This is a genomic window from Pseudomonas syringae pv. tomato str. DC3000 (genome assembly GCF_000007805.1).
Taxonomy (GTDB): Bacteria; Pseudomonadota; Gammaproteobacteria; order Pseudomonadales; family Pseudomonadaceae; genus Aquipseudomonas; species Aquipseudomonas avellanae.
Window position 1 is genome coordinate 5,583,087 of the sequence record NC_004578.1, and the last position, 25,356, is coordinate 5,608,442.

Annotated in this window: 20 protein-coding genes and 2 tRNA genes; 2 read left to right on the forward strand and 20 right to left on the reverse strand. The window is 59.8% G+C overall.

Annotated elements, in window-relative coordinates:
- Nucleotides 1–14 precede the first annotated feature (14 nt).
- The 8 genes from PSPTO_RS25475 to rnr form a co-directional block, all read right to left on the reverse strand.
- On the reverse strand, nt 15–2,330 hold the full coding sequence (locus tag PSPTO_RS25475) for a YgiQ family radical SAM protein (protein ID WP_005763035.1): 2,316 nt from the start codon (nt 2,328–2,330) through the stop codon (nt 15–17).
- Nucleotides 2,331–2,450: 120 nt separating this feature from the next.
- The gene (gene dnaB / locus PSPTO_RS25480; RefSeq protein ID WP_003380723.1) at nt 2,451–3,845 is read right to left on the reverse strand and encodes a replicative DNA helicase; all 1,395 of its coding nucleotides are present in this window, start codon (nt 3,843–3,845) and stop codon (nt 2,451–2,453) included.
- Between the two features lie 123 nt (nt 3,846–3,968).
- Nucleotides 3,969–4,415: a 50S ribosomal protein L9 gene (gene rplI, locus PSPTO_RS25485; protein WP_003317208.1), complete on the reverse strand. Its 447-nt coding sequence runs from the start codon at nt 4,413–4,415 to the stop codon at nt 3,969–3,971.
- A 19-nt stretch (nt 4,416–4,434) separates the two neighbouring features.
- On the reverse strand, nt 4,435–5,331 hold the full coding sequence (locus tag PSPTO_RS25490; protein WP_005620823.1) for a hypothetical protein: 897 nt from the start codon (nt 5,329–5,331) through the stop codon (nt 4,435–4,437).
- A gap of 39 nt (nt 5,332–5,370) precedes the next feature.
- Nucleotides 5,371–5,601 carry a 30S ribosomal protein S18 gene (gene rpsR / locus PSPTO_RS25495; RefSeq protein WP_002551829.1) on the reverse strand — a complete coding sequence of 77 codons (231 nt, stop codon included), beginning with the start codon at nt 5,599–5,601 and terminating at the stop codon, nt 5,371–5,373.
- Between the two features lie 28 nt (nt 5,602–5,629).
- Nucleotides 5,630–6,055: a 30S ribosomal protein S6 gene (gene rpsF, locus PSPTO_RS25500; protein WP_002551828.1), complete on the reverse strand. Its 426-nt coding sequence runs from the start codon at nt 6,053–6,055 to the stop codon at nt 5,630–5,632.
- A gap of 214 nt (nt 6,056–6,269) precedes the next feature.
- Complete coding sequence (gene rlmB / locus PSPTO_RS25505) at nt 6,270–7,022, reverse strand: 23S rRNA (guanosine(2251)-2'-O)-methyltransferase RlmB (protein WP_005620859.1); 753 nt, start codon at nt 7,020–7,022, stop codon at nt 6,270–6,272.
- Nucleotides 7,019–9,652: a ribonuclease R gene (rnr, locus tag PSPTO_RS25510; RefSeq protein WP_011105236.1), complete on the reverse strand. Its 2,634-nt coding sequence runs from the start codon at nt 9,650–9,652 to the stop codon at nt 7,019–7,021. Before rnr ends, rlmB begins: the two co-directional genes overlap by 4 nt.
- Nucleotides 9,653–9,877: 225 nt before the next feature.
- Here rnr and PSPTO_RS25515 point away from each other — a divergent pair.
- Both PSPTO_RS25515 and PSPTO_RS25520 read left to right on the forward strand, forming a co-directional pair.
- A tRNA-Leu gene (locus PSPTO_RS25515) sits at nt 9,878–9,964 on the forward strand.
- Between the two features lie 160 nt (nt 9,965–10,124).
- Nucleotides 10,125–10,211, forward strand: a tRNA-Leu gene (locus PSPTO_RS25520).
- Nucleotides 10,212–10,315: 104 nt separating this feature from the next.
- Here PSPTO_RS25520 and PSPTO_RS25525 read toward each other — a convergent pair.
- The 12 genes from PSPTO_RS25525 to PSPTO_RS25580 all read right to left on the reverse strand — a co-directional run bounded on the left by PSPTO_RS25525 (nt 10,316) and on the right by PSPTO_RS25580 (nt 25,333).
- A complete protein-coding gene (locus PSPTO_RS25525; protein ID WP_011105237.1) occupies nt 10,316–12,250 on the reverse strand; it encodes a methyl-accepting chemotaxis protein in 1,935 nt (644 codons plus the stop codon).
- Between the two features lie 172 nt (nt 12,251–12,422).
- Nucleotides 12,423–13,715 carry an adenylosuccinate synthase gene (locus PSPTO_RS25530; protein ID WP_003422343.1) on the reverse strand — a complete coding sequence of 431 codons (1,293 nt, stop codon included), beginning with the start codon at nt 13,713–13,715 and terminating at the stop codon, nt 12,423–12,425.
- A gap of 54 nt (nt 13,716–13,769) precedes the next feature.
- Nucleotides 13,770–14,957 (reverse strand): ATP phosphoribosyltransferase regulatory subunit, encoded by a 1,188-nt coding sequence (locus PSPTO_RS25535; RefSeq protein ID WP_005763027.1) that lies wholly within the window; start codon nt 14,955–14,957, stop codon nt 13,770–13,772.
- Nucleotides 14,958–15,225: 268 nt separating this feature from the next.
- A complete protein-coding gene (gene hflC, locus PSPTO_RS25540) occupies nt 15,226–16,095 on the reverse strand; it encodes a protease modulator HflC (RefSeq protein WP_005763025.1) in 870 nt (289 codons plus the stop codon).
- Complete coding sequence (hflK, locus tag PSPTO_RS25545) at nt 16,095–17,282, reverse strand: FtsH protease activity modulator HflK (RefSeq protein WP_011105238.1); 1,188 nt, start codon at nt 17,280–17,282, stop codon at nt 16,095–16,097. The genes hflC and hflK overlap by 1 nt, the downstream gene beginning before the upstream one ends.
- 96 nt (nt 17,283–17,378) lie before the next feature.
- Nucleotides 17,379–18,680: a ribosome rescue GTPase HflX gene (gene hflX / locus PSPTO_RS25550; protein ID WP_005736856.1), complete on the reverse strand. Its 1,302-nt coding sequence runs from the start codon at nt 18,678–18,680 to the stop codon at nt 17,379–17,381.
- A gap of 12 nt (nt 18,681–18,692) precedes the next feature.
- Entirely contained in the window at nt 18,693–18,953 is a 261-nt protein-coding gene (gene hfq / locus PSPTO_RS25555) for an RNA chaperone Hfq (RefSeq protein WP_002551819.1), read from the reverse strand.
- A 92-nt stretch (nt 18,954–19,045) separates the two neighbouring features.
- On the reverse strand, nt 19,046–20,017 hold the full coding sequence (miaA, locus tag PSPTO_RS25560; RefSeq protein WP_011105239.1) for a tRNA (adenosine(37)-N6)-dimethylallyltransferase MiaA: 972 nt from the start codon (nt 20,015–20,017) through the stop codon (nt 19,046–19,048).
- The gene (gene mutL / locus PSPTO_RS25565) at nt 20,018–21,955 is read right to left on the reverse strand and encodes a DNA mismatch repair endonuclease MutL (protein ID WP_011105240.1); all 1,938 of its coding nucleotides are present in this window, start codon (nt 21,953–21,955) and stop codon (nt 20,018–20,020) included.
- The gene (locus PSPTO_RS25570; RefSeq protein ID WP_005763015.1) at nt 21,955–23,370 is read right to left on the reverse strand and encodes an N-acetylmuramoyl-L-alanine amidase; all 1,416 of its coding nucleotides are present in this window, start codon (nt 23,368–23,370) and stop codon (nt 21,955–21,957) included. Before PSPTO_RS25570 ends, mutL begins: the two co-directional genes overlap by 1 nt.
- A gap of 14 nt (nt 23,371–23,384) precedes the next feature.
- Complete coding sequence (tsaE, locus tag PSPTO_RS25575; RefSeq protein WP_003380701.1) at nt 23,385–23,855, reverse strand: tRNA (adenosine(37)-N6)-threonylcarbamoyltransferase complex ATPase subunit type 1 TsaE; 471 nt, start codon at nt 23,853–23,855, stop codon at nt 23,385–23,387.
- Nucleotides 23,843–25,333, reverse strand: a complete 1,491-nt coding sequence (locus PSPTO_RS25580; RefSeq protein WP_011105241.1) for a bifunctional ADP-dependent NAD(P)H-hydrate dehydratase/NAD(P)H-hydrate epimerase — start codon at nt 25,331–25,333, stop codon at nt 23,843–23,845. The genes tsaE and PSPTO_RS25580 overlap by 13 nt, the downstream gene beginning before the upstream one ends.
- Nucleotides 25,334–25,356 lie beyond the last annotated feature (23 nt).

Below are 25,356 nucleotides of genomic sequence, written 5' to 3' on the forward strand. Positions count from 1 at the left end.
GCGGCCGGCAGTTATCAACGAGGCACGACAGGCTTGCGGGCTGGCTTGCCGCCTTTACCCTTGCCGCCCTTGGCTGCGTCCATGCGCTCTTTGGCGGCCTGCTTGTTGCGCGCCATTGCGGCAGCCTTGGCTTCTTCGCGTTTGTCCCACGGCTTGCTGCCATCGCTGCCACGCGGCGGCAGGCCGGTGTGCTGGGTCTGGATCAGCGTGGTTTTCGGGTCCTTGCCCACCTTGTGGCTGCCAGCCGGTGTCGAGTTCTTGCGACGGGCACTCTGGTAGGTGTCGGTCGCTGGCTGATGCAGCGGGATCAACTGGTCCTTGCCCGGCCCGATCAGGTCGGCACGGCCCATGCGCTCCAGTGCTGCACGCAGCATCGGCCAGCCCTTGGGGTCGTGATAACGCAGGAAGGCCTTGTGCAGGCGACGCTGCTCTTCGCTCTTCACAATCGTGACGGCGTCACTCTTGTAAGTGACCTTGCGCAGGGGGTTCTTGCCCGAGTGGTACATGGCCGTGGCAGTCGCCATTGGCGAGGGGTAGAACGCCTGCACCTGATCCGCGCGGAAACCGTTGCCCTTGAGCCACAGCGCGAGGTTCATCATGTCTTCATCGGTCGTGCCTGGATGGGCGGCGATGAAGTAAGGAATCAGGTACTGCTCCTTGCCTGCTTCCTTGGTGTACTTTTCAAACATGCGCTTGAACTTGTCATAGCTGCCAATGCCCGGCTTCATCATCTGATTGAGCGGACCTTCCTCGGTGTGTTCCGGGGCGATCTTCAGGTAACCACCGACGTGGTGGGTGACCAGCTCCTTGACGTATTCCGGCGACTCGACCGCCAGGTCATAGCGCAGGCCGGAAGCGATGAGGATTTTCTTCACGCCAGGCAAGGCGCGGGCACTGCGATACAGCTGAATCAGCGACGAGTGGTCGGTGTTCAGGTTCGGGCAGATGCCAGGGAATACGCAGGACGGCTTGCGGCAGGCCGACTCGATTTCCGGGCTTTTGCAGGCGATGCGATACATGTTCGCAGTCGGCCCGCCCAAGTCGGAAATGACGCCGGTAAAGCCTGGCACCTTGTCGCGGATCTCTTCGATTTCGCGAATGATCGACTCTTCCGAACGGTTCTGGATGATCCGGCCTTCGTGCTCGGTGATCGAGCAGAACGTGCAGCCGCCGAAGCAGCCACGCATGATGTTCACCGAGAAACGGATCATGTCGTAGGCGGGAATCTTTTCCTTGCCGTACGCAGGGTGTGGAACGCGCGCGTAAGGCATGCCGAACACGTAGTCCATTTCGTCGGTGGTCATCGGAATCGGCGGCGGGTTGAACCAGACGTCGACTTCACCGTGCTTCTGCACCAGCGCACGGGCGTTGCCCGGGTTGGTTTCCAGGTGCAACACGCGGTTGGCGTGGGCATACAGCACGGCGTCGTTGCGAACCTTTTCCACCGATGGCAGACGGATGACCGTTTTGTCACGGGTCATGCGCGGGCTGGCAAGAATCTGCACAACCTTGGCTTCGTTGGGGTCCTCGACGTTGCCTTTTTCCTGCTCGATGGCGCAGGCCTGGGTGTCCTGGGTGTTGACGTACGGGTTGATGATCTTGTCGACCTTGCCCGGACGGTCGATACGTGTCGAGTCGACTTCGTACCAGCCTTGCGGCGTGTCGCGACGGATGAACGCGGTGCCACGCACATCGGTGATGTCTTCGATCTTGTGGCCATACGACAGACGCTGGGCGACTTCGACAATAGCCCGCTCGGCGTTGCCGTAGAGCAGGATGTCGGCGCAGGCGTCGATCAGGATCGAGTTGCGAACCTTGTCCTGCCAGTAGTCATAGTGCGCAATGCGGCGCAGCGAGGCTTCGATGCCGCCGAGCACGATAGGCACGTGCTTGTAGGCTTCCTTGCAGCGCTGGCTGTAGACCAGACTCGCGCGGTCCGGACGCTTGCCGGCCATGCCGCCGGGCGTGTAGGCGTCGTCGGAACGGATTTTCTTGTCGGCGGTGTAGCGGTTGATCATCGAGTCCATGTTGCCGGCAGCGACACCGAAAAACAGGTTCGGCTCGCCGAGCTTCATGAAGTCGTCTTTGGACTGCCAGTTGGGCTGCGCGATGATCCCGACCCGAAAGCCCTGGGATTCAAGCAGACGGCCGATGATCGCCATGCCGAAAGACGGGTGATCCACATACGCATCACCAGTGACAATGATGATGTCGCAGGAATCCCAGCCAAGCAGATCCATTTCTTCCCGGCTCATGGGCAGGAAAGGTGCAGGCCCGAAACATTCGGCCCAGTACTTGGGATAGTCAAATAACGGCTTGGCTGATTGCATGTTCAGGACCTACGTTTGCACGTTGGAAAAATCGCGGGCGCGGAATATAGCACATTTTTTGATCAAGTCCGACGGCAATGGTCGGATTTGAGTGCTCGGATTTGATGACTCGACCCCGGATCAATCGTCGTCGAAGTTGTAACTACCCGGCGCCAGGTTCTCGAAGCGTGTGTATTTGCCGATGAACGCCAGGCGCGTGGTGCCGATGGGGCCGTTACGCTGCTTGCCGATGATAATCTCGGCAATTCCCTTGTGCTCGGTTTCCGGGTGATACACCTCGTCCCGGTAAACGAACATGATGACGTCGGCATCCTGCTCGATCGCTCCGGATTCCCGGAGGTCGGAGTTGATCGGGCGTTTGTTCGGGCGCTGCTCCAGCGAGCGGTTGAGCTGCGAGAGAGCAATGACCGGGCAGTTGAATTCCTTGGCCAGTGCTTTCAACGAGCGGGAAATCTCGGAAATCTCGTTGGTACGGTTGTCGCCACTGGAACCGGGAATCTGCATCAACTGCAGGTAGTCGATCATGATCATGCCGATTTCGCCGTGTTCGCGGACGATACGGCGTGTGCGCGCGCGCATTTCCGACGGGCTGATGCCAGCGGTGTCGTCGATGAACAGCTTGCGGTCATTGAGCAAATTGACCGCAGAGGTCAGACGCGGCCAGTCATCGTCGTCCAGGCGACCGGCGCGCACCTTGGTCTGGTCGATACGCCCCAGCGACGACAACATACGCATGATCAGCGATTCGCCTGGCATCTCCAGCGAGTAGACCAGCACCACCTTGTCGCTGCGTAACACAGCGTTTTCAACCAGGTTCATCGCGAAGGTAGTTTTACCCATCGACGGACGACCGGCGACGATGATCAGGTCAGCCGGCTGCAGGCCGCTGGTTTTTTCATCAAGGTCGGTGTAGCCGGTGGACAGGCCGGTGATGGCGTTGTCGCTGTTGAACAGGGTGTCGATACGGTCGATGGCTTTGGTCAGCAGGTCATTGACGCTGACCGGGCCGCCGGTCTTGGGCCGTGCTTCGGCGATCTGGAAGATCTGCCGTTCGGCTTCGTCAAGAATCTCTTCGGCGGTGCGCCCTTCCGGGTTGAACGCGCTATCGGCAATTTCGGTGCTGATGCCGATCAGCTGTCGCAACGTTGCCCGCGCACGGACGATCTGCGCATAGGCCTTGATGTTGGCCACGGAAGGCGTGTTTTTCGCCAGCTCACTGAGGTAGCCCAGGCCACCGACTTGAGAGGTCTGCCCTTCCTTGTCCAGTTGCTCGGCCAGCGTGACCACGTCGATCGGGCTGTTCTGATCCGCCAGCTTGGCGATGGCGCGGAAAATCAGGCGGTGGTCATGCCGATAGAAATCCCCGTCAGAGACTTGATCGAGCACCCGCTCCCAGGCGTTGTTGTCCAGCATCAGACCACCGAGCACAGCCTGTTCAGCCTCGATGGAGTGTGGCGGCACCTTCAGGGCAGCGGTTTGCAGATCGTATTGCTCGGGGGCGGATATATCGTTCATGGCCACTTTAATTCGGGGTTTGCAGAATGGGGATGGCACAAAGACAAAGGGCACGACCTGTGAACAGGATCGTGCCCGATGTTAATCCTCTGACGGCAATGCCGCCAGACGATTCAGTACTGCTTAAGCAGCCACTACGACAACGCGTACGGTCGCTTCTACGTCGCTGTGCAGGTGCACGGCTACGTCGAATTCGCCAACGTTGCGGATAGTGCCGTTCGGCAGACGAACTTCGCTTTTTGCAACTTCAACGCCAGAGGCGGTCAGTGCATCAGCGATGTCGTGGGTGCCGATCGAACCGAACAGCTTGCCTTCGTCACCAGCGGTGGCAGTGATAGTCACTTCCAGCTCAGCCAGTTGGGCAGCGCGAGTTTCGGCAGATGCTTTCTTGTCTGCAGCCAGTTTTTCCAGCTCGGCACGACGCTCTTCAAACGCAGCCACGTTGGCAGCGGTTGCAGCGGTTGCTTTGCCGTAAGGCAGCAGGTAGTTACGACCGTAACCGGCCTTAACGTTTACTTTGTCGCCCAGGTTGCCCAGGTTGGCGACTTTTTCCAGAAGGATCAGTTGCATGTGGAAATCCTCTTAACTTTTAACCTTCACCGTTCGCAGGACCATTGCCGGAATCTTTCGGACTCCGGCGACCGCGAAAATCAATCAGGCTGTCGACAATGGCAATTACCACGAGCAACGGATAGATCAGTTGCATGAACACCAGCAGCGTGATGTACATCCCCACCAGCCAAAACCGGGCAAGACGCTTTTCAGCGACCAGTCCGTGAATCAGGGCCAGCCCGGCAAACACCAGCGGCACACTGCACAGCGGTGTCAGCATCGCTATCTGCGGACCGAAATTCGGACCCACCAACATGCACGCCAACAGCGCCAACGCAGGCACCAGTGGAAGCTTCACGGCGCGAAATTCACGCCCGAAACCGCCCGGGTTGTACAACATCGCTTGCCAGTACCGCCCGATAATCAGGCACAGCACACTGACGATTTGCAGCACAGCCGCTATCAGGCCATTCAGGACGGGGGCAATCAGTGCTCCCAGACGCGCTCGCTCTTCTACGTTCAATTGCTCGTAGAGCCCGGCCAGCATTGTCGGCAGATGTTTCTGCAACTCCTGCGACATTGCTTCCAGAGGTTCGCGAAAAACCGTGCCCAGAATTACTGCATACACCACACCCAACGCCACGCTGACCAGCAGCACGCGGACCCAGGACTCGCTGGCACGCAAAACCATTGCCAAACTCAGCGAACCCGCCAGCACCATGGCTGTACGAGGCTCACCGAAATACCACCAGACCAAAGCCGGCAGCAGAGCCCAGGACAGGACACCAACGGCATCACTGAACCCGCGTCGCAGGAGCACAAGGCACCCTGCGGCAGCACTCAACCAGAACAACAGCGGCAATGCCGCACATCCAGCCACTACGAGAGTGGCCTGCATACGGCCGCGCATGATGAATTCAGCCAGGGCACGCATGCTTTCTATCCTTTGTTACGTTTTGTCGACTACCTGGTCTCAGCGGCCGTGGCTGTCGGTGTAGGCCAGCAGGGCCAGGAAGCGGGCACGTTTGATAGCGGTGGCCAGCTGACGCTGATAACGTGCTTTAGTACCAGTGATGCGGCTTGGAACGATTTTGCCGGTCTCGGATACATAGGCTTTCAGAGTGTTGAGATCTTTGTAATCGATCTCTTTGACGTCTTCAGCGGTGAAGCGGCAGAATTTACGACGACGGAAGAAACGTGCCATGTAATTGGCTCCTCAAAAGGTCCGTGGATTACTCGTCAGCGTTATCGCTAACGTCGCTGTTGTCGCCGTCATCGCCATCGGCGCTGTCGGAGTGCTCAGGACGGTCACGACGCTCACGGCGCTCACTGCGGTTCTCTTCAGCCTTGAGCATCTCGGACTGGCCAGTTACGGCTTCGTCGCGACGGATGACCAGGTTACGGATCACAGCATCGTTGTAACGGAAGTTGTCTTCCAGCTCGGCCAGGGCCTTGCCAGTGCACTCAACGTTCAGCATCACGTAGTGAGCCTTGTGAACATTGTTGATTGCATAGGCCAGTTGACGACGGCCCCAATCTTCCAGACGGTGGATTTTGCCGCCGTCTTCTTCGATCAGCTTGGTGTAACGCTCTACCATGCCGCCGACTTGCTCGCTTTGATCCGGGTGGACCAAAAAGATAATTTCGTAATGACGCATGAATGCTCCTTACGGGTTGTAGCCTGCCGCTCAAATAGCGGTCAGACAAGGAGTGAATGACACTGTTGGTCTTGCTCAGGGACAGGCACATTCGCGCCTGCCGTGACAGCAAGGGGCGCAAGTGTAGAGAAGGCAGCTGCAAGCTGCAAGTGAAAAGCTGCAAGCAAAAGCAAGCAGCTTGAGGCTTTCCACTTGTAGCTTGTAGCTAAACCGCTTAGGGCTTCCGCTTCGCGGAGCGCTGACGCAGCGCTTCAAACAGGCACACACCGGTCGCGACCGACACGTTGAGGCTGCTGACGCTGCCCGCCATCGGCAGGCGCACAAGGTAGTCGCAGTGCTCGCGGGTCAGGCGACGCATGCCTTTGCCTTCAGCCCCCATAATGATGATCGTCGGGCCGGTCAGGTCCTGCTGATACAACTCGACCTCGGCCTCGCCTGCTGTACCGACAACCCACAAGCCGCGCTGCTGAAGTTTTTCCAGCGTGCGGGCCAGGTTGGTCACGGCCACCAGAGGAATCACTTCCGCAGCGCCGCAGGCGACTTTTCGCACAGCAGGCGTCAAGGTTGCAGACTTGTCCTTGGGCACGATAACAGCCAGCGCACCGGCCGCATCGGCGGTACGCAGGCAAGCGCCCAGGTTATGCGGATCAGTCACGCCATCAAGCACCAGCAGCAACGGCGGGCCCTCGCTGCGATCAAGCAGCTCATCGAGCATTGCCTCGCCCCAGACCTGGCTCGGGCTGACGTCGGCGACCACGCCCTGATGCACGCCTTCAACCCAGGCGTCCATTTCGCGACGCTCGGCCTGACCGATAGTCACGCGATTTTCGCTCGCCAGTGCGACCAGCGTTTGAACACGAGGGTCATTACGACCCTCTGCCAGCCAGATGTGCTTGACGCGCTTGGGGTGATGACGAAGCAAAGCTTCTACGGCGTGCACGCCGTAGATTTTTTCCAGCTGACTCATGACTTGGCCTTGGGTTTACGAGCGCCACTGCTTTTTGCAGCTGGCGCCGAGCCCGCTTTTGGCGGGCCTTTACGGTGTTTACTGGCCGGCTTGCTCGACGAAGGAGCAGAACCCGACCTGTCAGACTTTCCCGACGACGCCTTGCTACCACCCTTCGCGTCAGCCAGAAGCGCTTTTTTCAGTTCGCGGCTTTTACGCACTTCTGCGTTTTTCGCCGCCGCATCGCTTGGGCGATACGCTTCGGAACTGCTCTCCTTGGCAGACGTTGTACGGCGACCGGACTTGGCAGGTGCCTTTTCCTTTTCAGCCGGCGCTGCAGCAGCAGGCGGCGCAGTGTTGTGACCCTGACGCTTGCGACCGACCGGGGTTGCTGCCGCTGCCGTCTCGGAAATTTCGAAATCGATCTTGCGCTCATCCAGATCGACACGCATGACCCGCACTTCAACAGTATCGCCCAGGCGGAAGTTGCGCCCGGTACGCTCGCCGGCAAGGCGGTGATGCAGCGGATCGAAATGGTAGTAATCACCCGGCAGAGCCGTGACGTGGACCAGACCTTCGACATAGATGTCGGTCAGCTCGACGAACAGACCAAAGCCGGTCACCGCCGTGATCACGCCCGGGAACGACTCGCCCACGCGATCCTTCATGTACTCGCACTTGAGCCAGTTGACCACATCACGCGTGGCTTCATCGGCACGGCGCTCGCTCATCGAGCATTGTTCGCCCAACTGGTCGAGCAGCGCGTCGTCGTACGGGTAGATGCGCGCCTTCGGAATCGTGGCAGCGCCAGCACGGCGGACGTGCGGGGTGTCCTGCTTGGAGCGGATAACGCTGCGGATCGCACGGTGCGTCAGCAGGTCCGGATAACGACGGATCGGCGACGTGAAGTGCGTGTACGCCTCGTAATTCAGACCGAAATGGCCGTTGTTGTCCGAGCTGTAGACAGCCTGGCTCAACGAACGCAGCATCACGGTCTGGATCAGGTGGTAGTCAGGTCGATCGCGAACGGTTTCAAGCAGCGCCTGATAATCCTTCGGCGTAGGACCGTCCTTGCCTTTGTGCAGGCTCAGACCCAGCTCACCCAGAAACGCGCGCGGTTTTTCAAGACGCTCCGGCGGCGGACCATCGTGAACGCGGTACAGCGCAGGAATTTCGTGCTTCTTCAAGAACTGCGCAGTGGCCACGTTGGCAGCCAGCATGCACTCTTCGATCAGCTTGTGAGCGTCGTTGCGGGTGGTCGGACGGATTTCGGCAATCTTGCGCTCGGAACCGAAGATGATCCGGGTTTCCTGAGTTTCGAAATCGATCGCGCCACGCACATGGCGCGCACCCAGCAACACCTTGTACATCGCGTAAAGCTGCTTGAGGTGCGGAACCACGTCGCCGTATTCGCCGCGCAGGCTTTTAGCCTCGGCGGTTTTCGGCTGCTCCAGAATCGTGCTGACCTTGTTGTAGGTCAGACGGGCATGGGAGTGAATGATGCCTTCGTAAAAGACGTAGTCGGTCATCTCGCCGGTCTTGGAGATGGTCATCTCGCAGACCATGGCCAGACGATCGACATGCGGGTTCAGCGAACACAGGCCGTTGGACAACTGCTCAGGCAGCATCGGCACTACGCGCTCGGGGAAGTACACCGAGTTGCCACGAACCTGGGATTCTGCATCCAGCGCGGAACCGATCTTCACGTAGCTCGATACGTCGGCAATCGCCACGTAAAGCTTCCAGCCCCCGGAGAACAAGCGCAGCTTGCCCGGCTTGGCTTCGCAATAAACCGCATCGTCGAAGTCGCGAGCGTCTTCGCCGTCGATAGTGACGAAAGGCAGGTGGCGCAGGTCTACGCGGTTTTCCTTGTCCTTCTCTTCAACTTCCGGCTTGAGCTTGGCGGCTTCCTTGAGGACGGCTTCTGGCCATACGTGCGGGATATCGTAAGTGCGCAGTGCGACATCGATCTCCATGCCCGGCGCCATGTAGTTGCCGACCACTTCGACCACATCACCTTGTGGCTGGAAGCGCGGGGTTGGCCAGTGAGTGATTTTCACCTCGACGAACTGGCCAATCTTGGCGCTGCTGTTGCGACCCGGCGTGACCAGCACTTCCTGCTGGATTTTCGGGTTGTCGGGCACAACAAAACCAATGCCGCTTTCTTCGAAATAGCGACCCACGATGGTCTCATGAGCCCGCGAGATCACTTCGACGATCACGCCTTCGCGACGACCACGGCGGTCAAGACCGGAAACACGCGCCAAGGCCCGATCACCGTCGAACACCAGACGCATTTGTGCAGGGCTCATGAACAGGTCGTCGGAGCCGTCATCGGGGACCAGAAAACCAAAACCGTCACGATGGCCGGAGATACGGCCGAGGATCAGGTCCAGTTTGTCCACCGGTGCGTAAGTGCCGCGACGGGTGTAGATCAATTGGGCGTCGCGTTCCATCGCACGAAGGCGACGGCGCAGGGCCTCGAATTGATCTTCAGTGGTCAGGCCGAATTCTTCGACCAGTTGCTCGCGACTTGCCGGCGAACCGCGCTCGGCAAGATGCTGCAAGATCAGCTCGCGACTGGGAATAGGGTTTTCGTATTTTTCCGCTTCACGAGCGGCCTCGGGATCGAGGGACTGCCAATCGGCCATTAGATAGTTTTCACCTTGTATATATAGGGGTTAGTTTGGCATAGACCTCATGAAACGGGAAATTTCACGCTCAAACCAGCCGACAAAAAGCCTGCCTGACCACGCTGTAACACCCGAAACACGCCGCTCGCGATTTTTTTCGACTTTTTTTCACTGCCGGGGTTTACAGTCTAAAAAGCGCTCCGTATAGTGCGCGCCATCGGCAGGCTGATGCCTTCCGATACTGCCCAGATGGTGAAATTGGTAGACACGCCAGCTTCAGGTGCTGGTGACCGCAAGGTCGTGGAAGTTCGAGTCTTCTTCTGGGCACCAATTCAGGCAACAGACTACAACAGTCTCAAGCCTCACAAAAACCCGCGAAAGCGGGTTTTTGCATTCCAGGGTTTTGATTATTAAATCAAAACAGGGGTTTACAGAGTAAAACGATCGCCGTATAGTGCGCCCCATCGACGGCGGAGACGCTGCTGATGCTGCCCAGATGGTGAAATTGGTAGACACGCCAGCTTCAGGTGCTGGTGACCGCAAGGTCGTGGAAGTTCGAGTCTTCTTCTGGGCACCAATTCAAAAAAACCGAGCCAATGGCTCGGTTTTTTGTTTTCTGTACTCGGCAAAAACCATCTTTGTGCATCCAGCGCTACAGCAGCAGCGCCGGATCCCGCACATTCAAGCCCGAAACTGCCCCAGGCTCGCCTCCAACTGCGCAGCCAGCCCGTTGAGCACTTTCCCGCTGGCGGTTGTTTCGACCACAGCCTTGGCGGCCTTCTCGGCCTGAGCGTGAATCACCTCTACCCGACCGCGCACCGCCTGGGCACCTTCAGCCTGATGAACGGCAGCCTGAGTCGCCAGACCAATGGCCGCATGCACCTGCTCGACGGACGCCTGTACGGTCTGCTGGCGCTTGGCGCTGTCGCGTAATACCTCCAGCCCTTCCTTGGCCTGTCGGCCAGCGATGCCGATGGCGGCCACTGCTTCTTTGGCACCGCGCTGCAAGGCGATGATGTGCTCCTGAATATCACCCGTCGAACTCTGCGTCTTGCTGGCCAGCGCCCGCACCTCATCGGCCACCACGGCAAAGCCCCTGCCCGTCTCGCCGGCACGTGCGGCTTCGATGGCTGCGTTGAGCGCAAGCAGGTTGGTTTGCTCGGCAATGCCGTGGATGACTTCCAGCACAACCTCGATCTGCTGGCTTTGCTGCGCCAGACGCTCAATGACCTGTGCACCGGTCTCGACCTGCCCGGCCAGCGCTTCGATCAACCCGCCGACCTGACTGGACGTGCGGGTGTTTTCGTCGGTCGCCTGCTTGATGTCGATAACCTGACGCAAAGCCGCCTGCATCGCGTGGCTTTCCGACTGCGCCTCGTCGGCCATTTGCCCGAGCGCCTTCAAGCTTGCAGCCACTTCGTCGCGCTGCAACTCGGCGGCGGCATCAGCTCCGGCGTTGCGCTGACTCATGACACCGATTTCCACACCCGTGCGCTGCGCCACTTCACCGGCCTCGCGCACAATAGGTTGCAGCTTGTCGATGAAGCGGTTGACCGCTGCCGACATGTCGCCGATCTCGTCGTTGCTGTCCAGCTTGACGCGTTTGGTCAGGTCACCCTCACCCGCCGCCAGGTCATTGAGTGCAGCGATCAGCAGGTGCAGCTTGCTGACCACTCGACGCCCCAGCACCACAGCCAGCAACAACAGCACACCAAGACCCACCAGCGCCAGGCCCATGCCGATCCGCCAGCGCAGCGTTTCGGCCGCTTCCTGAACCGCAACACGTGTATTGCCGGTCATTGCCACCCCCGCTGCCTGAGCAGATTGCAGGCGCGTGCGCAAGGCAGTCGAGCTGTCTTTGGACGCACTGGCAAGGCTGTCGGAAACCAGTTGCTCGCCGCTGGTAATGAGTGTGGCGAAACGCTTGTCCAGCGCCGCCAGGTTCTCCTCGACGGTCGCGGTGGACACACCCATGCGCACCTTGCCGATCTCCACGCCGTTGGGACTGATAGAGGCCTCGACGTAATACACCGAAGGATCGTTTTTCGCAGCGCTCAGAACCTTGTCCATCGCCCGCTCGCCTTCACCCTTGGCCAGCAGCGCCTTGACCAGCGGGTTATCCCGGCTCATATAGCGGGTGAGGTGCTCGCCCGCCGCGTCGTCATAAACCACGAACAACACGTTGGGATTGCGCTGGGCGCGGCGGGCAAATTCGGAAAGGGTTGGCGTGTCGTTATCCCACATGGCTCGCGGGGCGACGGCGGCAAGCAATTCGGCCATGTCGGTGGCGGATTCTCTCAGGTCTTTTTCAAGCGTGGCACGCAGTTGCGCCTGCTCTTCTTTCAGGCGCGTCGACAGCCCGACACTCAGACGCTGGCGGGTACTGGCAGACAGGGCGTCGAGGCTCGACGTCACTTCGCTACTCGCCAGTTCAAGCTCCGAGGACAGGTGTTGCGAATCTATCCCCAGGCGATTGGCAAGATCCGCCTCAAGCGCCGTGACCGTGCTCCGGGTAAGAGCAACCGCCACGATGACCTGCACCAAAAGGGCAATGCCAAGCGCAATAAAGACCGGGCGCAGCAGACGACTTTGCAAGAGAGACAAGACTGCAGACACAGGAGAATCCTTCCACCCACAGCGCCACTAAAATGATGGCACTTTTCTGTCATCTTTGTAGCAAGCGCCGTGCCGTGACACAAGTCTCACTTTTTTGCCGGATTGAATCCACCCGACGCTGAACGCAAAAAGGGCCGCAAATGCGGCCCTCTTTGTGGTGCTCGGCGATGGATCAGCCGAACGGGTGACGCAGTACGATAGTTTCGTTGCGGTCAGGACCGGTCGAAATGATATCGATAGGCGCACCGACCAGCTCTTCGACGCGCTTGATGTAGGCGCGTGCAGCAGCTGGCAGCTCTTCAAGGGTCTTGGCACCCAGCGTGGACTCGCTCCAGCCCGGCATTTCTTCGTAGACCGGACGCAGGCCGAGGTAGCTGTCAGCGTCGGTAGGCGCGTCGATAACCGCGCCTTCTTCGTTCTCGTAGCCGATGCAGATGTTGATGGTTTCCAGACCGTCGAGCACGTCCAGCTTGGTCAGGCACAGACCCGAAATGCTGTTGATTTCGATAGCGCGACGCAGGATGACAGCATCGAACCAGCCGCAACGACGGGCGCGACCGGTGGTAGCACCGAACTCGTGACCGCGCTTGGCCAGGAAAGCACCGACATCGTCAAACAGTTCGGTCGGGAACGGGCCCGAGCCAACACGTGTGGTGTAAGCCTTGGTGATGCCCAGAATGTAATCCAGGTACATCGGACCAAAACCGGAACCTGTGGCGATGCCGCCTGCAGTGGTGTTGGAGCTGGTGACGTACGGATAAGTACCGTGGTCGATGTCCAGCAGCGAACCCTGGGCACCTTCGAACATGATGTCTTTGCCGTCGCGACGCATTTCATGCAGCGCAGCGGTGACGTCAAGCATCAGCGGCTTGAGCATGTCAGCGTATTCCATGCACTCGTCGAGTGTCTTCTGGAAGTCGATGGCAGGCTCTTTGTAGTAATTGACCAGCACAAAGTTGTGGTAGTCGAGCAGCTCGCCCAGCTTGGCAGCGAAGCGTTCGCGATGGAACAGGTCGCCGATGCGAAGACCGCGACGTGCAACCTTGTCTTCGTAAGCGGGGCCGATGCCGCGACCGGTGGTGCCGATCTTGAACTCGCCACGGGCCTTTTCACGCGCCTGATCCAGCGCAACGTGATACGACAGGATCAGCGGGCAGGACGGGCTGATGCGTAGGCGCTCGCGCACCGGAATGCCTTTCTCTTCCAGCTTGATGATTTCGCGCAGGAGCGCGTCGGGAGCAACCACCACACCGTTACCGATCAGGCACTGCACGCCTTCGCGCAGTACACCGGACGGAATCAGGTGCAATACGGTTTTCTCACCGTCGATCACCAGGGTGTGGCCCGCATTGTGGCCACCCTGATAGCGAACTACGGCGGTAGCATGTTCGGTCAGCAGATCAACGATCTTGCCTTTGCCCTCATCACCCCATTGAGTGCCCAGGACTACGACATTCTTACCCATAACACTTGTCCTCATTCACGCAAACTTGGTGCCGGCGGCGGCCGGCAGGAATACTCAAGAAGCCAGCGGCATTACCTGCCAGTGCTCGCCATGCTGAATCAATTGCCGGTCACAGTCGGCTTCACGCGCCGCACTCACCTGCTGCCCAGGCAAGGCCTGAACCACACGCTGACCTTCGCTGCGCAACTGGCAAACCTGCTGCCAGAGTGCCGCATCCGTGCTGTCCGGCATCCAGATGCCACCGGACGGTAATACGATTTCTGCCTGCCCAAGGGTGACCAGGGTTTTCAGGTCAGTGGAAAAGCCGGTCGCCGGGCGGGCACGACCGAAATCGGCACCGATGTCATCGTAACGACCGCCCTGGGCAATCGACTGCCCCACACCCGGCACGAACACGGCGAATACCACACCGGTATGGTAGTGGTAGCCACGCAGCTCGCCGAGATCGAAATACAACGGCAGTTGCGGGAAGCGCGCCGCCAGACGATCGGCGATGGCCAGCAGGTCATCCAGCGCTTCCAGCACCGGCGCAGGTGCGCCAGCCAGACGGTCACGGGCCGCATCCAGCACCTCGCGACCACCGCACAGATCAACCAGTGCACGCAGCATCGAAGCCAGCTCTGGCGGCAGATTGGCCGTCAGGGCAACCACTTCGTCGATGGCCTTGCGTTGCAATGCATCGAACAACTGCTGCTCGACTTCGCCCGACAGGCCGGCGGCACGCGCCAGACCACGGTAGATGCCGACATGCCCGAGGTCCATGTGCACATCTGGCACATCGGCCAGTTGCAGCATGGCCAGCATCAGACTGATGACCTCGACATCACTGCTCGGGCTTGCGTCGCCGTACAACTCGGCACCCAGCTGAATCGGGCTGCGCGACGAAGACAGCGCGCGCGGCTGAGCGTGCAGTACGCTGCCCGCATAGCACAGACGACTCGGGCCTTCACGTTTAAGCGTGTGGGCATCGATGCGTGCAACCTGTGGCGTGATGTCGGCGCGAAAGCCCATCTGCCGGCCCGATTGCGGATCGATAACCTTGAAGGTGCGCAGATCCAGATCCGAACCCGCCCCTGTCAGCAAGGACTCCAGATACTCGATATGCGGGGTGACGACAAACTCATAGCCCCAGCTCTGAAACAGATCCAACACCTGACGACGCGCTACTTCAATGCGCGCCGCTTCCGGTGGCAGTACTTCTTCGATGCCATCTGGTAGCAGCCAGCGGTCAACCGTTGCCATTACGCCATTCCCCTGTGATCCAGGCGGCCAGCCTACAGGCCAGCCTTGAGTGAAGCAGAAAGTGGTGCGCCGTATGACGGGCACGACAAATGCCCGAGACAGGCCTTGGACCACTTTCCTCGAAAAACTTTGCCGCATTCTGATTCAGAGACGGCCAATCAATCGTGCAGACGCAAAAAAGCCGGGAATTTCCCGGCTGCCGCATGATACACACGTTTCACCGTACGTTCACCCCACCGGGCGGTTTTGCCGCCCGGCGGGTGATTAATTACGGCTTGGCTTTTTCCATGTAGCGAAAGAATTCGCTGTCTGGATCAAGCACCATCACGTCACTCTTGTTCGCAAAGCTTTCGCGGTAGGCACGCAGGCTACGATAAAACGCGTAGAACTCCTGATCCTGACCGTAGGCCTTGGAATAGATCGCCGCAGCCTGGGCATCACCATCACCACGCGCCTCTTCAGACTCGCGATAGGCTTCTGCCAGCAATACACGGCGTTGACGATCGGCGTCGGCACGGATGCCTTCACCCAGCTCGTTACCCTTGGCACGGTGCTCGCGCGCTTCACGTTCACGCTCGGTACTCATCCGCTCGAAAACGCTGCGATTCACTTCCTTGGGCAGGTCGATGGCCTTGACCCGGACATCGAGTACTTCGATACCCAGCTCTTTCTCAGCCATGCGGTTCAGCGAACCCGTGATGTCAGCCATCAGTGCATCCCGCTCACCCGACACGACTTCATGCAGGGTGCGCTTGCCGAACTGGTCTCGCAGGCCGGATTCCAGACGACGCGACAGGCGCTCGTCGGCAATCTGCTTGAGGCCGGAAGTCGCAGTATAGAAACGCTCCGCATCCTTCACGCGCCATTTGGCATAGGCATCAACCATGACGGCTTTCTTTTCCAGCGTCAGAAAACGCTGGGTAGGCGCATCGAGCGTCAGCAGACGTCCGTCGAACTTGCGCACCTGGTTCACGTAAGGGACCTTCACGTGCAGACCCGGCTTGACGTCAGTCTGAACCACCTTGCCGAACTGCAGCAAAACCGCACGCTCGGTCTGGGACACTATGTAGAAGCTGTTCCAGGCAACGACTGCCAGTACCACACCAACAATAAGGGTGATCAGCGATTTATTGCTCATCAGCGAGTCTCCCTTGTACGCACTTCACCGCGCTGCTGAGTATCGGCCGCTCGCGCGGCAGTATCAGTATTGGACTGAGATGGCGTGCCGGTAGCTGAGCCATTGCCGGTAGTGCTGCGGCTGCTTTCGATCATCTTGTCGAGCGGGAGGTAAAGCAGGTTGTTCTGCCCTTTGTCACCGGTCACGAGAACCTTGCTGGTGTTGCTGAAGACTTCCTGCATGGTGTCCAGATACAGACGCTGGCGAGTGACTTCAGGCGCCTTGCGGTATTCGGCGACCAGTTTGGTAAAGCGGTCAGCCTCACCCTTGGCGCGCGAAACCACTTCATCACGGTAGCCGTTGGCATCTTCGAGGATGCGCTGAGCCTGACCGCGGGCTTCCGGAATGACACCGTTGGCGTAGCTTTCAGCCTGGTTGCGTGAACGTTGCTCGTCTTCACGGGCGCGGATCACGTCATCGAACGCTTCCTGAACTTCGCGTGGCGCGGCAGCGCTCTGCACGTTTACCTGAGTAACGGTGATACCGGTGCCGTAGGTATCGAGGAAACGTTGCAGACGCTCCTTGATTTCGCTGGCCATCAGTTCACGGCCTTCAGTCAGTACCTGATCCATCGCAGTGGAACCCACGACGTGGCGCAGCGCACTTTCAGTCGCGTGCTGCAGGCTGATTTCAGGCTGATCGACGTTCAGGACGAAAGCTTCCAGATTGCTGATCTTGTACTGCACGGTCAGTGGCACTTCAACGATGTTCTCGTCTTCGGTGAGCATCTGGCCCTGCTTGCTGTAGGCACGTTCGCGAGTCACGTTTTCCATGTACTTGCGATCGAACGGCGGGAAGTAGATGTTAAGGCCCGGCCCCACGGTTTCGTGGTACTGGCCAAAACGCAACACGACAGCCTGTTCTTGCTCATCGACAACATAGATAGCGCTGTAGAGCCAGAACGCGACGAGCACGACCAAGCCAATGCCGAGCAGACCAAAGCCACCGCCCTTGCCTGAACCACCGCCATTGCCGCTGCCGCCATCGCTGCCACGTTTGTTACCGCCGCCGAACAACCCCTTCAGGCTTTCCTGCAGCTTACGGAAGGCCTCGTCGAGATCAGGTGGCCCCTTGCGGTCGCCGCCACGGCGTTTTCCACCCCAGGGATCTTGATTATTCGAGTTGCCACCCGGCTCATTCCAAGCCATAGCGCTCTCCATCTGATAAAGCAAAGACGCGCCCGCGGCGCGCCGGCCAATGCTACAGAATGCTCGAGAAAGCCGTACAACGGCTTTCTCGCGCTTTTATTGCAAAGTGTGTTGTTCGATGAACTCCAGCGGCTGCAATCCTTCGCGACTCACCAGACGATTGAGTTCAACGCGCGGCAATCGCACCGCCAACACGCTGGCACCGTCCTCATCATGCGTTTCGCTCTGCACCGCACCCAGTTCAAAAAACTGGGCACGCAGCCGGGCAAGACTTTGAGGCAAAAGCAGCGTGCCGACAAACAGGTCGTCGCCGAGCAATTCGGCAATAGCCTGCTTGAGCAGGTCCAGCCCTCGACCATCACGGGCAGAGACCCAGACACGCTGCGGTTTGCCATCGGCATCGCGCTGTATCTGAGGCTCAACGCCTTCAAGCAGATCGAGTTTGTTATAGACCTCGAGGATCGGCAAGCCCTCGGCACCGATCTCACCGAGCACAGCCATAACCTGCTCGATCTGCGACATGCGGTCAGGCTCGTGCGAGTCGATCACATGCAGCAGTAAATCGGAGTTGCTCGATTCTTCAAGTGTCGCCCGAAAGGCTTCTACCAGTTTGTGCGGCAGATGGCGAATGAAGCCCACTGTGTCAGCCAGTACGATCGGCCCAAGGTCGTTGAGTTGCAGACGACGCAGGGTTGGATCGAGGGTCGCAAACAGCTGATCGGCGGCGAACACGTCCGAATCGGTCACCGAGTTGAAAAGCGTCGATTTGCCGGCGTTGGTATAACCCACCAGTGAAACCGAAGGAATGTCGGCGCGCCGACGTCCGCGACGTGCCTGGTCCCGCTGACTGCGGACCTTCTCCAGGCGCCCCTTGATCTGCCGCAGGCGAACCCGCAGAAGACGACGGTCGGTTTCGAGCTGGGTTTCACCCGGACCGCGCAGGCCGATACCACCTTTCTGTCGCTCAAGGTGAGTCCAGCCACGGACCAGACGGGTACTCATGTGCTCAAGCTGGGCCAGTTCGACCTGCAGCTTGCCTTCGTGAGTACGCGCTCGCTGCGCAAAGATATCGAGGATCAGACCCGTGCGATCAAGCACGCGACACTCGAAAACACGTTCGAGGTTACGTTCCTGACTGGGCGTGAGGGTGTGATTGAAGATAACGAGATCGGCCTGTTCGGCCTTGACCTGGTCGCGAAGTTCCTCGACCTTGCCAGAGCCAATCAGGTATTTGGCCGAAGGCCGATGACGCGGCACGTTGATAAACGCAACGGTATCAGCACCTGCCGATATGGCCAGCTCCTGAAACTCCTGCGGATCTTCGCGCGCCTCAGGGTCCTGACCATCCAGATGAACGAGAATTGCGCGTTCACCACCACTGTGGCGCTCAAAGAACAAGGCAGACTCCTATCAGGCGTTACCTGGCTCGGCGTCAGCGCCGTCAGCGTCGGTAGCGCTAGGCAGGCGAATCGGGCGAACCGGTACGACGGTGGAAATGGCGTGTTTGTAGACCATCTGGCTGACAGTGTTTTTCAGCAAAATGACGAACTGGTCGAAAGACTCGATCGTTCCCTGCAGCTTGATACCGTTGACCAGGTAGATCGAGACGCCGACCTTCTCCTTTCGCAAGGTATTCAAGTAAGGGTCTTGTAGCGAATGCCCTTTTGACATGTGCCGCACTCCTTTAAGGATCAATAAAATAATAAATCGAATTCGATTGGCTTACCGGCCACCCCCCAAGGATAGACGGCTATTGCAGAGACTCAGCTCAATATGGAGACCGATCCCAGGTATTTCAAGGCGCGCGACAGATTGTCGCTGGCCAGGCTGTCCAACCAGTGCAGATCGTCCCAGCTACGTAGCCAGGTGAACTGCCTTTTGGCCAACTGGCGCGTTGCAATGATGCCGCGCTCCTGCATTTCTTCCCGCGTCAGCTTTCCATCCAGGTGATCCCAGACCTGGCGATAACCGACTGCTCTTATCGAGGGCAACCCGGCGTGCAGGTCGCCTCTTGAGCGTAATGCCAGTACTTCGTCCAGAAACCCCTGATCCAGCATTTGCTCGAAACGTAACGCGATGCGTTGATGCAACACCTTGCGATCAGCCGGAGCGATAGCAAGATTTGCGACAGTATAGGGCAATTGCTGACACCCTGATGCGGCCGCTTCGGTACTTTGCGCAGTTTGTTGCTCGCGGTGTGCGGTCATGCTCATTCCGCTCACCCGATAAACCTCCAGAGCCCTGATCAGTCGCTGTGGATCATTGGGGTGAATCCGTGCCGCCGAAACGGGGTCGACCACCGCCAGTTGATCATGCAACGACTGCCAGCCAAAGGCCTGCGCATCAGCTTCAAGCTGCGCCCGAACCGCTGCATTGGCCGCTGGCATATCCGCCAGCCCGTCCAATAGAGCCTTGAAATACAACATAGTGCCGCCGACCAGCAAAGGAATATTTCCGCGTGCGGTGATTTGCGCCATGGCGGCCAGTGCGTCACTGCGAAAGTCAGCGGCGGAGTAGCTTTGCGCGGGGTCGAGAATGTCGATCAGGCGGTGCGGGAATTCAGCCAGTTGCGCTTTCGACGGCTTGGCGGTGCCGATGTCCATGCCGCGATAGACCAGCGCCGAATCGACGCTGATCAGCTCGCAGGGCAGCACTTTGCTCAGTTCAATCGCAAGGTCGGTCTTGCCTGCCGCGGTAGGCCCCATGAGAAAGATGGCCGGAGGTAAAGCGTTCATTCATTGACCGCGCAGGAATAATTTGTCCAGGTCACTGAGACCCATCTGCGTCCAGGTAGGACGACCGTGGTTGCATTGTCCGCTGCGCTCGGTGTTTTCCATGTCGCGCAGCAGGCCGTTCATTTCCGGAATGGCCAGACGCCGATTGGCGCGAATAGCGCCGTGGCACGCCATCGTGCCGAGCAACTCGTTCATGTGCGCCTGCACCCGGTCGCTGGTGCCGTATTCCATCAGGTCGGCCAATACGTCACTGACCAGCCGATTGGCTTCGGCCTGCTTGAGCAACGCAGGAATCTGTCGAATCGCCAGGGTTTCCGGACCAAGCCGCTGAAGCTCGAAACCCAGGCGCTGGAACGTTGTGATGTGCTCTTCGGCGCAGTCCGCTTCGCGCTGGCTGACCGCAATGGACTCGGGCACCAGCAAGGGCTGGCCGCTCAGGCCTTCGTTGGCCATCGCAATTTTCAGGCGCTCATACATGATCCGCTCGTGAGCGGCATGCATGTCCACCAGCACCAGCCCGTGGGCGTTTTCAGCCAGAATGTAGATACCCTTGAGCTGCGCCAGTGCGTAGCCCAGCGGCGGAATGTCGCTGGGCGACTCAGGCAGCGCTGACGGCGTGGTGCCGGGCAGCGGCGCAAAAAACTCTCGATAGGCGCTCTGCGCTTCGGCAACCGGCACGCCCGTGGTGGGCCGTGGCGAATACTGATAGCCGCTGCCGGAACCGCCGCCCGCAGGCCTGGCGAAAGGCTCACCCTGGGGCTGCTCCAGCACATTGTTGGCCAGACGCATTTCGCCCTGTGGCCCGAACTCACCGGCGTCAGGCCCGGTCGGCCGAGGTTCGGCGGCGGCCGGCACGCTGCCGCCCAATTGGTTTTCAGGGCGCACATCACCCAAAGCGCGGTGCAACGTGCCATACAGAAAGTCATGCACCATGCGCCCGTCACGGAAACGCACTTCGTGTTTGGTCGGGTGAACGTTGACGTCGACAGCCGCCGGGTCAACCTCAAAAAACAGCACGAACGTCGGATGACGGCCGTTGAACAGCACATCGCGATACGCCTGACGCACCGCGTGGGCGACCAGTTTGTCGCGCACCGCACGGCCATTCACAAAGAAATATTGCAGATCAGCCTGGCTGCGCGAAAACGTCGGCAGCCCGACCCAGCCCCACAGATGCAGGCCGTTGCGTTCGATCTCGATGGGCAGCGCCTGCTCCAGAAAGCCCGGCCCGCAAATGGCCGAGACGCGCCGCGCCCTGGCAGTGTCGTCATGGGCTTCGTGCAGGCTGAGCACGGTCTTGCCGTTGTGACGCAAATGAAAGGCGACATCGAAACGCGCCAGCGCCATGCGCTTGATCACTTCGTGCAGGTGATCGAATTCGGTTTTCTCGGCCTTGAGAAACTTGCGCCGTGCGGGCGTATTAAAGAACAGGTCGCGCACTTCCACAGACGTGCCCACCGGATGCGCAGCAGGCTGCACGCGCGCATCCATGTCGCGCCCTTCGGTCTCGACCTGCCAGGCCTGATCGGCGTCGCGGGTGCGCGAGGTCAGTGTCAGGCGCGCCACGGAGCTGATCGACGCCAGCGCCTCGCCGCGAAAACCCAGGCTCATGACCCGCTCAAGGTCTTCCAGGTCACGAATCTTGCTGGTCGCGTGTCGCGCCAGAGCCAGCGGCAGGTCGTCGGAGGAGATACCGCCGCCATCATCGCGCACTTTCAGCAGCTTGATGCCGGCCTGTTCGACATCGATATCAATGCGCCGAGCGCCAGAGTCGAGGCTGTTTTCCAGCAGTTCCTTGATCACCGAAGCCGGACGCTCGACCACCTCGCCCGCGGCAATCTGGTTGGCCAGACGCGGGCTGAGCAGTTCAATGCGTGCAGCGTTCAGGACAGTCTGCGCGTTATCGGCTTCGCTGCCGTCGAGGAGAAGATCGGTCATTACTGGGTCGCAACCTCGGCGCTCGGAATTCGCAGGTCCTGGCCGATTTTCAATTCATCGGTTTTCAGGTTATTGGCACTGCGCAGCGTGGCGATGTTCATGTCATAGCGCGCCGCGAGCATGGCCAGGGTTTCGCCGGAGCGCACCACATGGTTGCGCGCCCCCTGGGCCAGCTTGCCGGTGTCACGCAGCCAGGCGATATAGGTGCCCTGCGGCGGATTCTGCTGGAAGAACTGTTTCACGCCAGAGTTGATCGAACGCGCCAAGGCTTGCTGGTGCGACGCAGAAGAGAGCTTGTTAGCTTCATTAGCGTTGGAGATGAAGCCTGTTTCCACCAGAATCGACGGAATGTCCGGCGACTTGAGCACCATGAAGCCGGCCTGCTCGACGCGGGATTTGTGCAGCGAGGTCACTCGGCCAATGTTGCTCAACACTTTCTGGCCGACGTTCAGGCTTGAAGACAGCGAGGCGGTCATGGACAAGTCCAGCAACACACCGGCAAGCATACGGTCCTTGTCATCGAGGCTTACCGCACCGGCGCCCCCGATCAGGTCGGAACGGTTTTCACTGTCCGCCAGCCAGCGCGCGGTTTCAGACGTCGCGCCGCGATCAGACAGCGCGAACACCGACGCACCAAAGGCCGCCGTGGACGGCGCGGCGTCAGCGTGAATCGACACAAACAGGTCGGCGCCCTTGGAACGGGCGATCTCGGTGCGTTTGCGCAACGGAATAAAGTAGTCGCCGGTCCTTGTCAGCTCGGCGCGGTAGCCTTTTTCAGCATTGACCTGACGCTGCAACTCCTTGGCGATCGACAGCACCACGTTCTTTTCTTTCTGCCCTGCGCCACCCGAGGCCCCCGGGTCCTCACCGCCGTGCCCGGCATCGATCACGATCACGATGTCGCGCTTGCCGTTAGGCACCGGCGTCAGTTTGATTTCAGGCTTGGCCGGGCTGACCGGAACCGCTGGCGCAGTATTGGCGGCGGTATCGGGGATAACCGGCGTCGGATTGGCGTCGGCGGCGCTGTCGAACAGGTCAACCACCAGACGGTTACCGTATTGCTGGTTCGGCGCGAGCGTGAAGCTTTTAGGGGTCACGGCCTTTTTCAGGTCGATGACCACGCGCAGATCGGTAGGCGTGCGCTGAGCAGAACGCATGCTGCTGATCGGCGTATTGGCGGTCGACACGTTCAGCGGACCACCCAAAGTGGCGCCATTGATGTCGATCACCAGACGATCAGGCGACGTCAGGGTAAATACGCTGTGCTGGACAGGCCCGGACAGGTCGAACACCAGACGCGTGTTATCCGGCGCTCGCCATAAGCGGACACTTCGTACTTGCGTAGCGGCAACCGCCTCGACAGCTAGGGCCATCAACAGCAGACCAACTACAGTAACCAGCGCGCGCATGCGCATACCTAACCCCATATCTATTTGAATTCCAAAGCCAAAGTGGCACACCAGCGCTCACCACGCGAGCCCAGCGGGCTCAATATCACGGACCGACCTTCACCGTGCGGCCCAATGGTAATGGTCAGGTCAGGCTTTGGCAAAAAGCCTGCACCACGCTGGGGCCATTCAATCAGGCAAAGTGCATCGTCATCGAAGTAATCGCGTGCGCCCATGTACTCGAGCTCTTCAGGATCGACCAGCCGATACAGGTCGAAGTGAAACACGCGTATTGCACCGATTTCGTAAGGCTCGACCAGCGTGAAAGTCGGGCTCTTGACAGCCCCGGCATGCCCGAACCCGCGAATCATGCCCCGCGAAAGGGTGGTTTTTCCGGCGCCCAGATCGCCGTCCAGAAAGATCACGCCTGCGCCCTCGGTGACCTGCGCAAGGCGTGCACCAAAACTCATCATTGCCTCTTCGCCAACCACATGCAGCGTTAAATCAGACACGGTTGCAGCTCCTCCAATAACTGACGAATGGCGGGAATAATATCGCTGGCAGCCAGCCCGCGACCGGATTCACCCACTTTCTGACCGGCGCTGGCGTGCAGCCACACGGCCAGACAGGCAGCATCGAATGGCGTCAGGTGCTGCGCCATCAGCGCGCCGATCAACCCGGCCAGCACATCGCCGAGCCCCGCAGTGGCCATCGCCGGGTGCCCATGATTGCACAGGGCCAGCCGCCCGTCGGCATCGGCAATCAGGCTGCCCGAGCCCTTGAGTACACAAACGGTATTGAATTTACGGGCCAGCGCCCGTACAGCGGCAGGGCGATCGGCCTGAATGTCCTTGATACCGACACCCAGCAAACGCGCGGCTTCGCCCGGATGCGGAGTGATGACGCTGTTTTTCGGCAGGCTCACCTGCCCGGCCGCCAGCATATTCAGCGCATCGGCGTCCCAGACCTGCGGCCGGTCGGCGTTGGCGGCAGCCGACAACAGGCTGCGCCCCCAACTGCCCTGCCCCATGCCAGGCCCGACCACCAGCACGCTGGCCGGCTCGATCAACGCCATCAACTGGTTTGCCGAGCGAATGGCCGCGCTCATGATTTCCGGCATGCGTGTCAGGGCTGCCGGAACATGCTCGGCGCGGGTCGCCAGCGTGAGCATGCCCGCACCGCTGCGCAGGGCACTTTCAGCGCAGAGCAACGCCGCACCGCCAAAGCCGTGATCGCCACCGATAACCAGCACGCGCCCGAACAGACCTTTATGGGCTGTGCGCGGACGCGGTGCCAGATAAGGAAGGTTGTGCGCATCGAGACGCTTGGCGCTGGCGGGCGTCTGCGCAACCAGTGCCGGATCGGCCTGCAAATCGTCAAAAACCAGCTCGCCGACCAGATCTGCCGCATCGCCGGTCAGCAGCCCCAGCTTGAGGCCTATGAAGGTGACGGTCAGGTCGGCGCGTACTGTCGCACCCGATTTATGCCCGGTGTCGGCGCTCAGGCCCGAGGGAATGTCCACGGCTGCAACCGGCAGCCCGCTGGCATTGATCGCGTTAATGGCCGAAAGGAAGGGCTCGCGCACCTCGCCGTTGAGCCCAGTGCCAAGCAGGGCATCCAGCACCACTCCGGCCAGCGGCTGCCCGCCCCAGGCTTGCGTGTCAATACCCGAAGCCGCGGCGTGCGCGGACGCTGCATCGCCTGTCAGCCCAGCCGGATCACTGACAGCCAGCACGTTGACCTGCCAGCCCGCCTTGTGCGCCAGCGCGGCCACCAGATAACCGTCGCCGGCATTGTTGCCACGTCCGGCCAGCACCGTCAGTTGGTTCGCCTCGGGCCAGCGCCTGCGTATCGCGCGCCACGTGGCGTGGGCTGCACGCTGCATCAATTCCAGGCCTGGCGTACCGGCGGCAATCAGCCGGGCATCAAGGTCGCGGACCTGCGCCGCACTGTACAGCGCGTCGGGTAAATGAGGTTTAGTGTCGAACATGCGTCTATAGGCTCCGATGTCTG

Excerpts from the sequence above, each read along its gene's own strand:
- PSPTO_RS25475 (WP_005763035.1), bottom strand. The coding sequence starts at position 2,330 with ATGCAATCAGCCAAGCCGTTATTTGACTATCCCAAGTACTGGGCCGAA.
- dnaB (WP_003380723.1), bottom strand. The coding sequence starts at position 3,845 with ATGAACGATATATCCGCCCCCGAGCAATACGATCTGCAAACCGCTGCC.
- rplI (WP_003317208.1), bottom strand. The coding sequence starts at position 4,415 with ATGCAACTGATCCTTCTGGAAAAAGTCGCCAACCTGGGCAACCTGGGC.
- PSPTO_RS25490 (WP_005620823.1), bottom strand. The coding sequence starts at position 5,331 with ATGCGTGCCCTGGCTGAATTCATCATGCGCGGCCGTATGCAGGCCACT.
- rpsR (WP_002551829.1), bottom strand. The coding sequence starts at position 5,601 with ATGGCACGTTTCTTCCGTCGTCGTAAATTCTGCCGCTTCACCGCTGAA.
- rpsF (WP_002551828.1), bottom strand. The coding sequence starts at position 6,055 with ATGCGTCATTACGAAATTATCTTTTTGGTCCACCCGGATCAAAGCGAG.
- rlmB (WP_005620859.1), bottom strand. The coding sequence starts at position 7,022 with ATGAGTCAGCTGGAAAAAATCTACGGCGTGCACGCCGTAGAAGCTTTG.
- rnr (WP_011105236.1), bottom strand. The coding sequence starts at position 9,652 with ATGGCCGATTGGCAGTCCCTCGATCCCGAGGCCGCTCGTGAAGCGGAA.
- PSPTO_RS25530 (WP_003422343.1), bottom strand. The coding sequence starts at position 13,715 with ATGGGTAAGAATGTCGTAGTCCTGGGCACTCAATGGGGTGATGAGGGC.
- PSPTO_RS25535 (WP_005763027.1), bottom strand. The coding sequence starts at position 14,957 with ATGGCAACGGTTGACCGCTGGCTGCTACCAGATGGCATCGAAGAAGTA.
- hflC (WP_005763025.1), bottom strand. The coding sequence starts at position 16,095 with ATGAGCAATAAATCGCTGATCACCCTTATTGTTGGTGTGGTACTGGCA.
- hflK (WP_011105238.1), bottom strand. The coding sequence starts at position 17,282 with ATGGCTTGGAATGAGCCGGGTGGCAACTCGAATAATCAAGATCCCTGG.
- hfq (WP_002551819.1), bottom strand. The coding sequence starts at position 18,953 with ATGTCAAAAGGGCATTCGCTACAAGACCCTTACTTGAATACCTTGCGA.
- miaA (WP_011105239.1), bottom strand. The coding sequence starts at position 20,017 with ATGAACGCTTTACCTCCGGCCATCTTTCTCATGGGGCCTACCGCGGCA.
- mutL (WP_011105240.1), bottom strand. The coding sequence starts at position 21,955 with ATGACCGATCTTCTCCTCGACGGCAGCGAAGCCGATAACGCGCAGACT.
- PSPTO_RS25570 (WP_005763015.1), bottom strand. The coding sequence starts at position 23,370 with ATGCGCATGCGCGCGCTGGTTACTGTAGTTGGTCTGCTGTTGATGGCC.
- PSPTO_RS25580 (WP_011105241.1), bottom strand. The coding sequence starts at position 25,333 with ATGTTCGACACTAAACCTCATTTACCCGACGCGCTGTACAGTGCGGCG.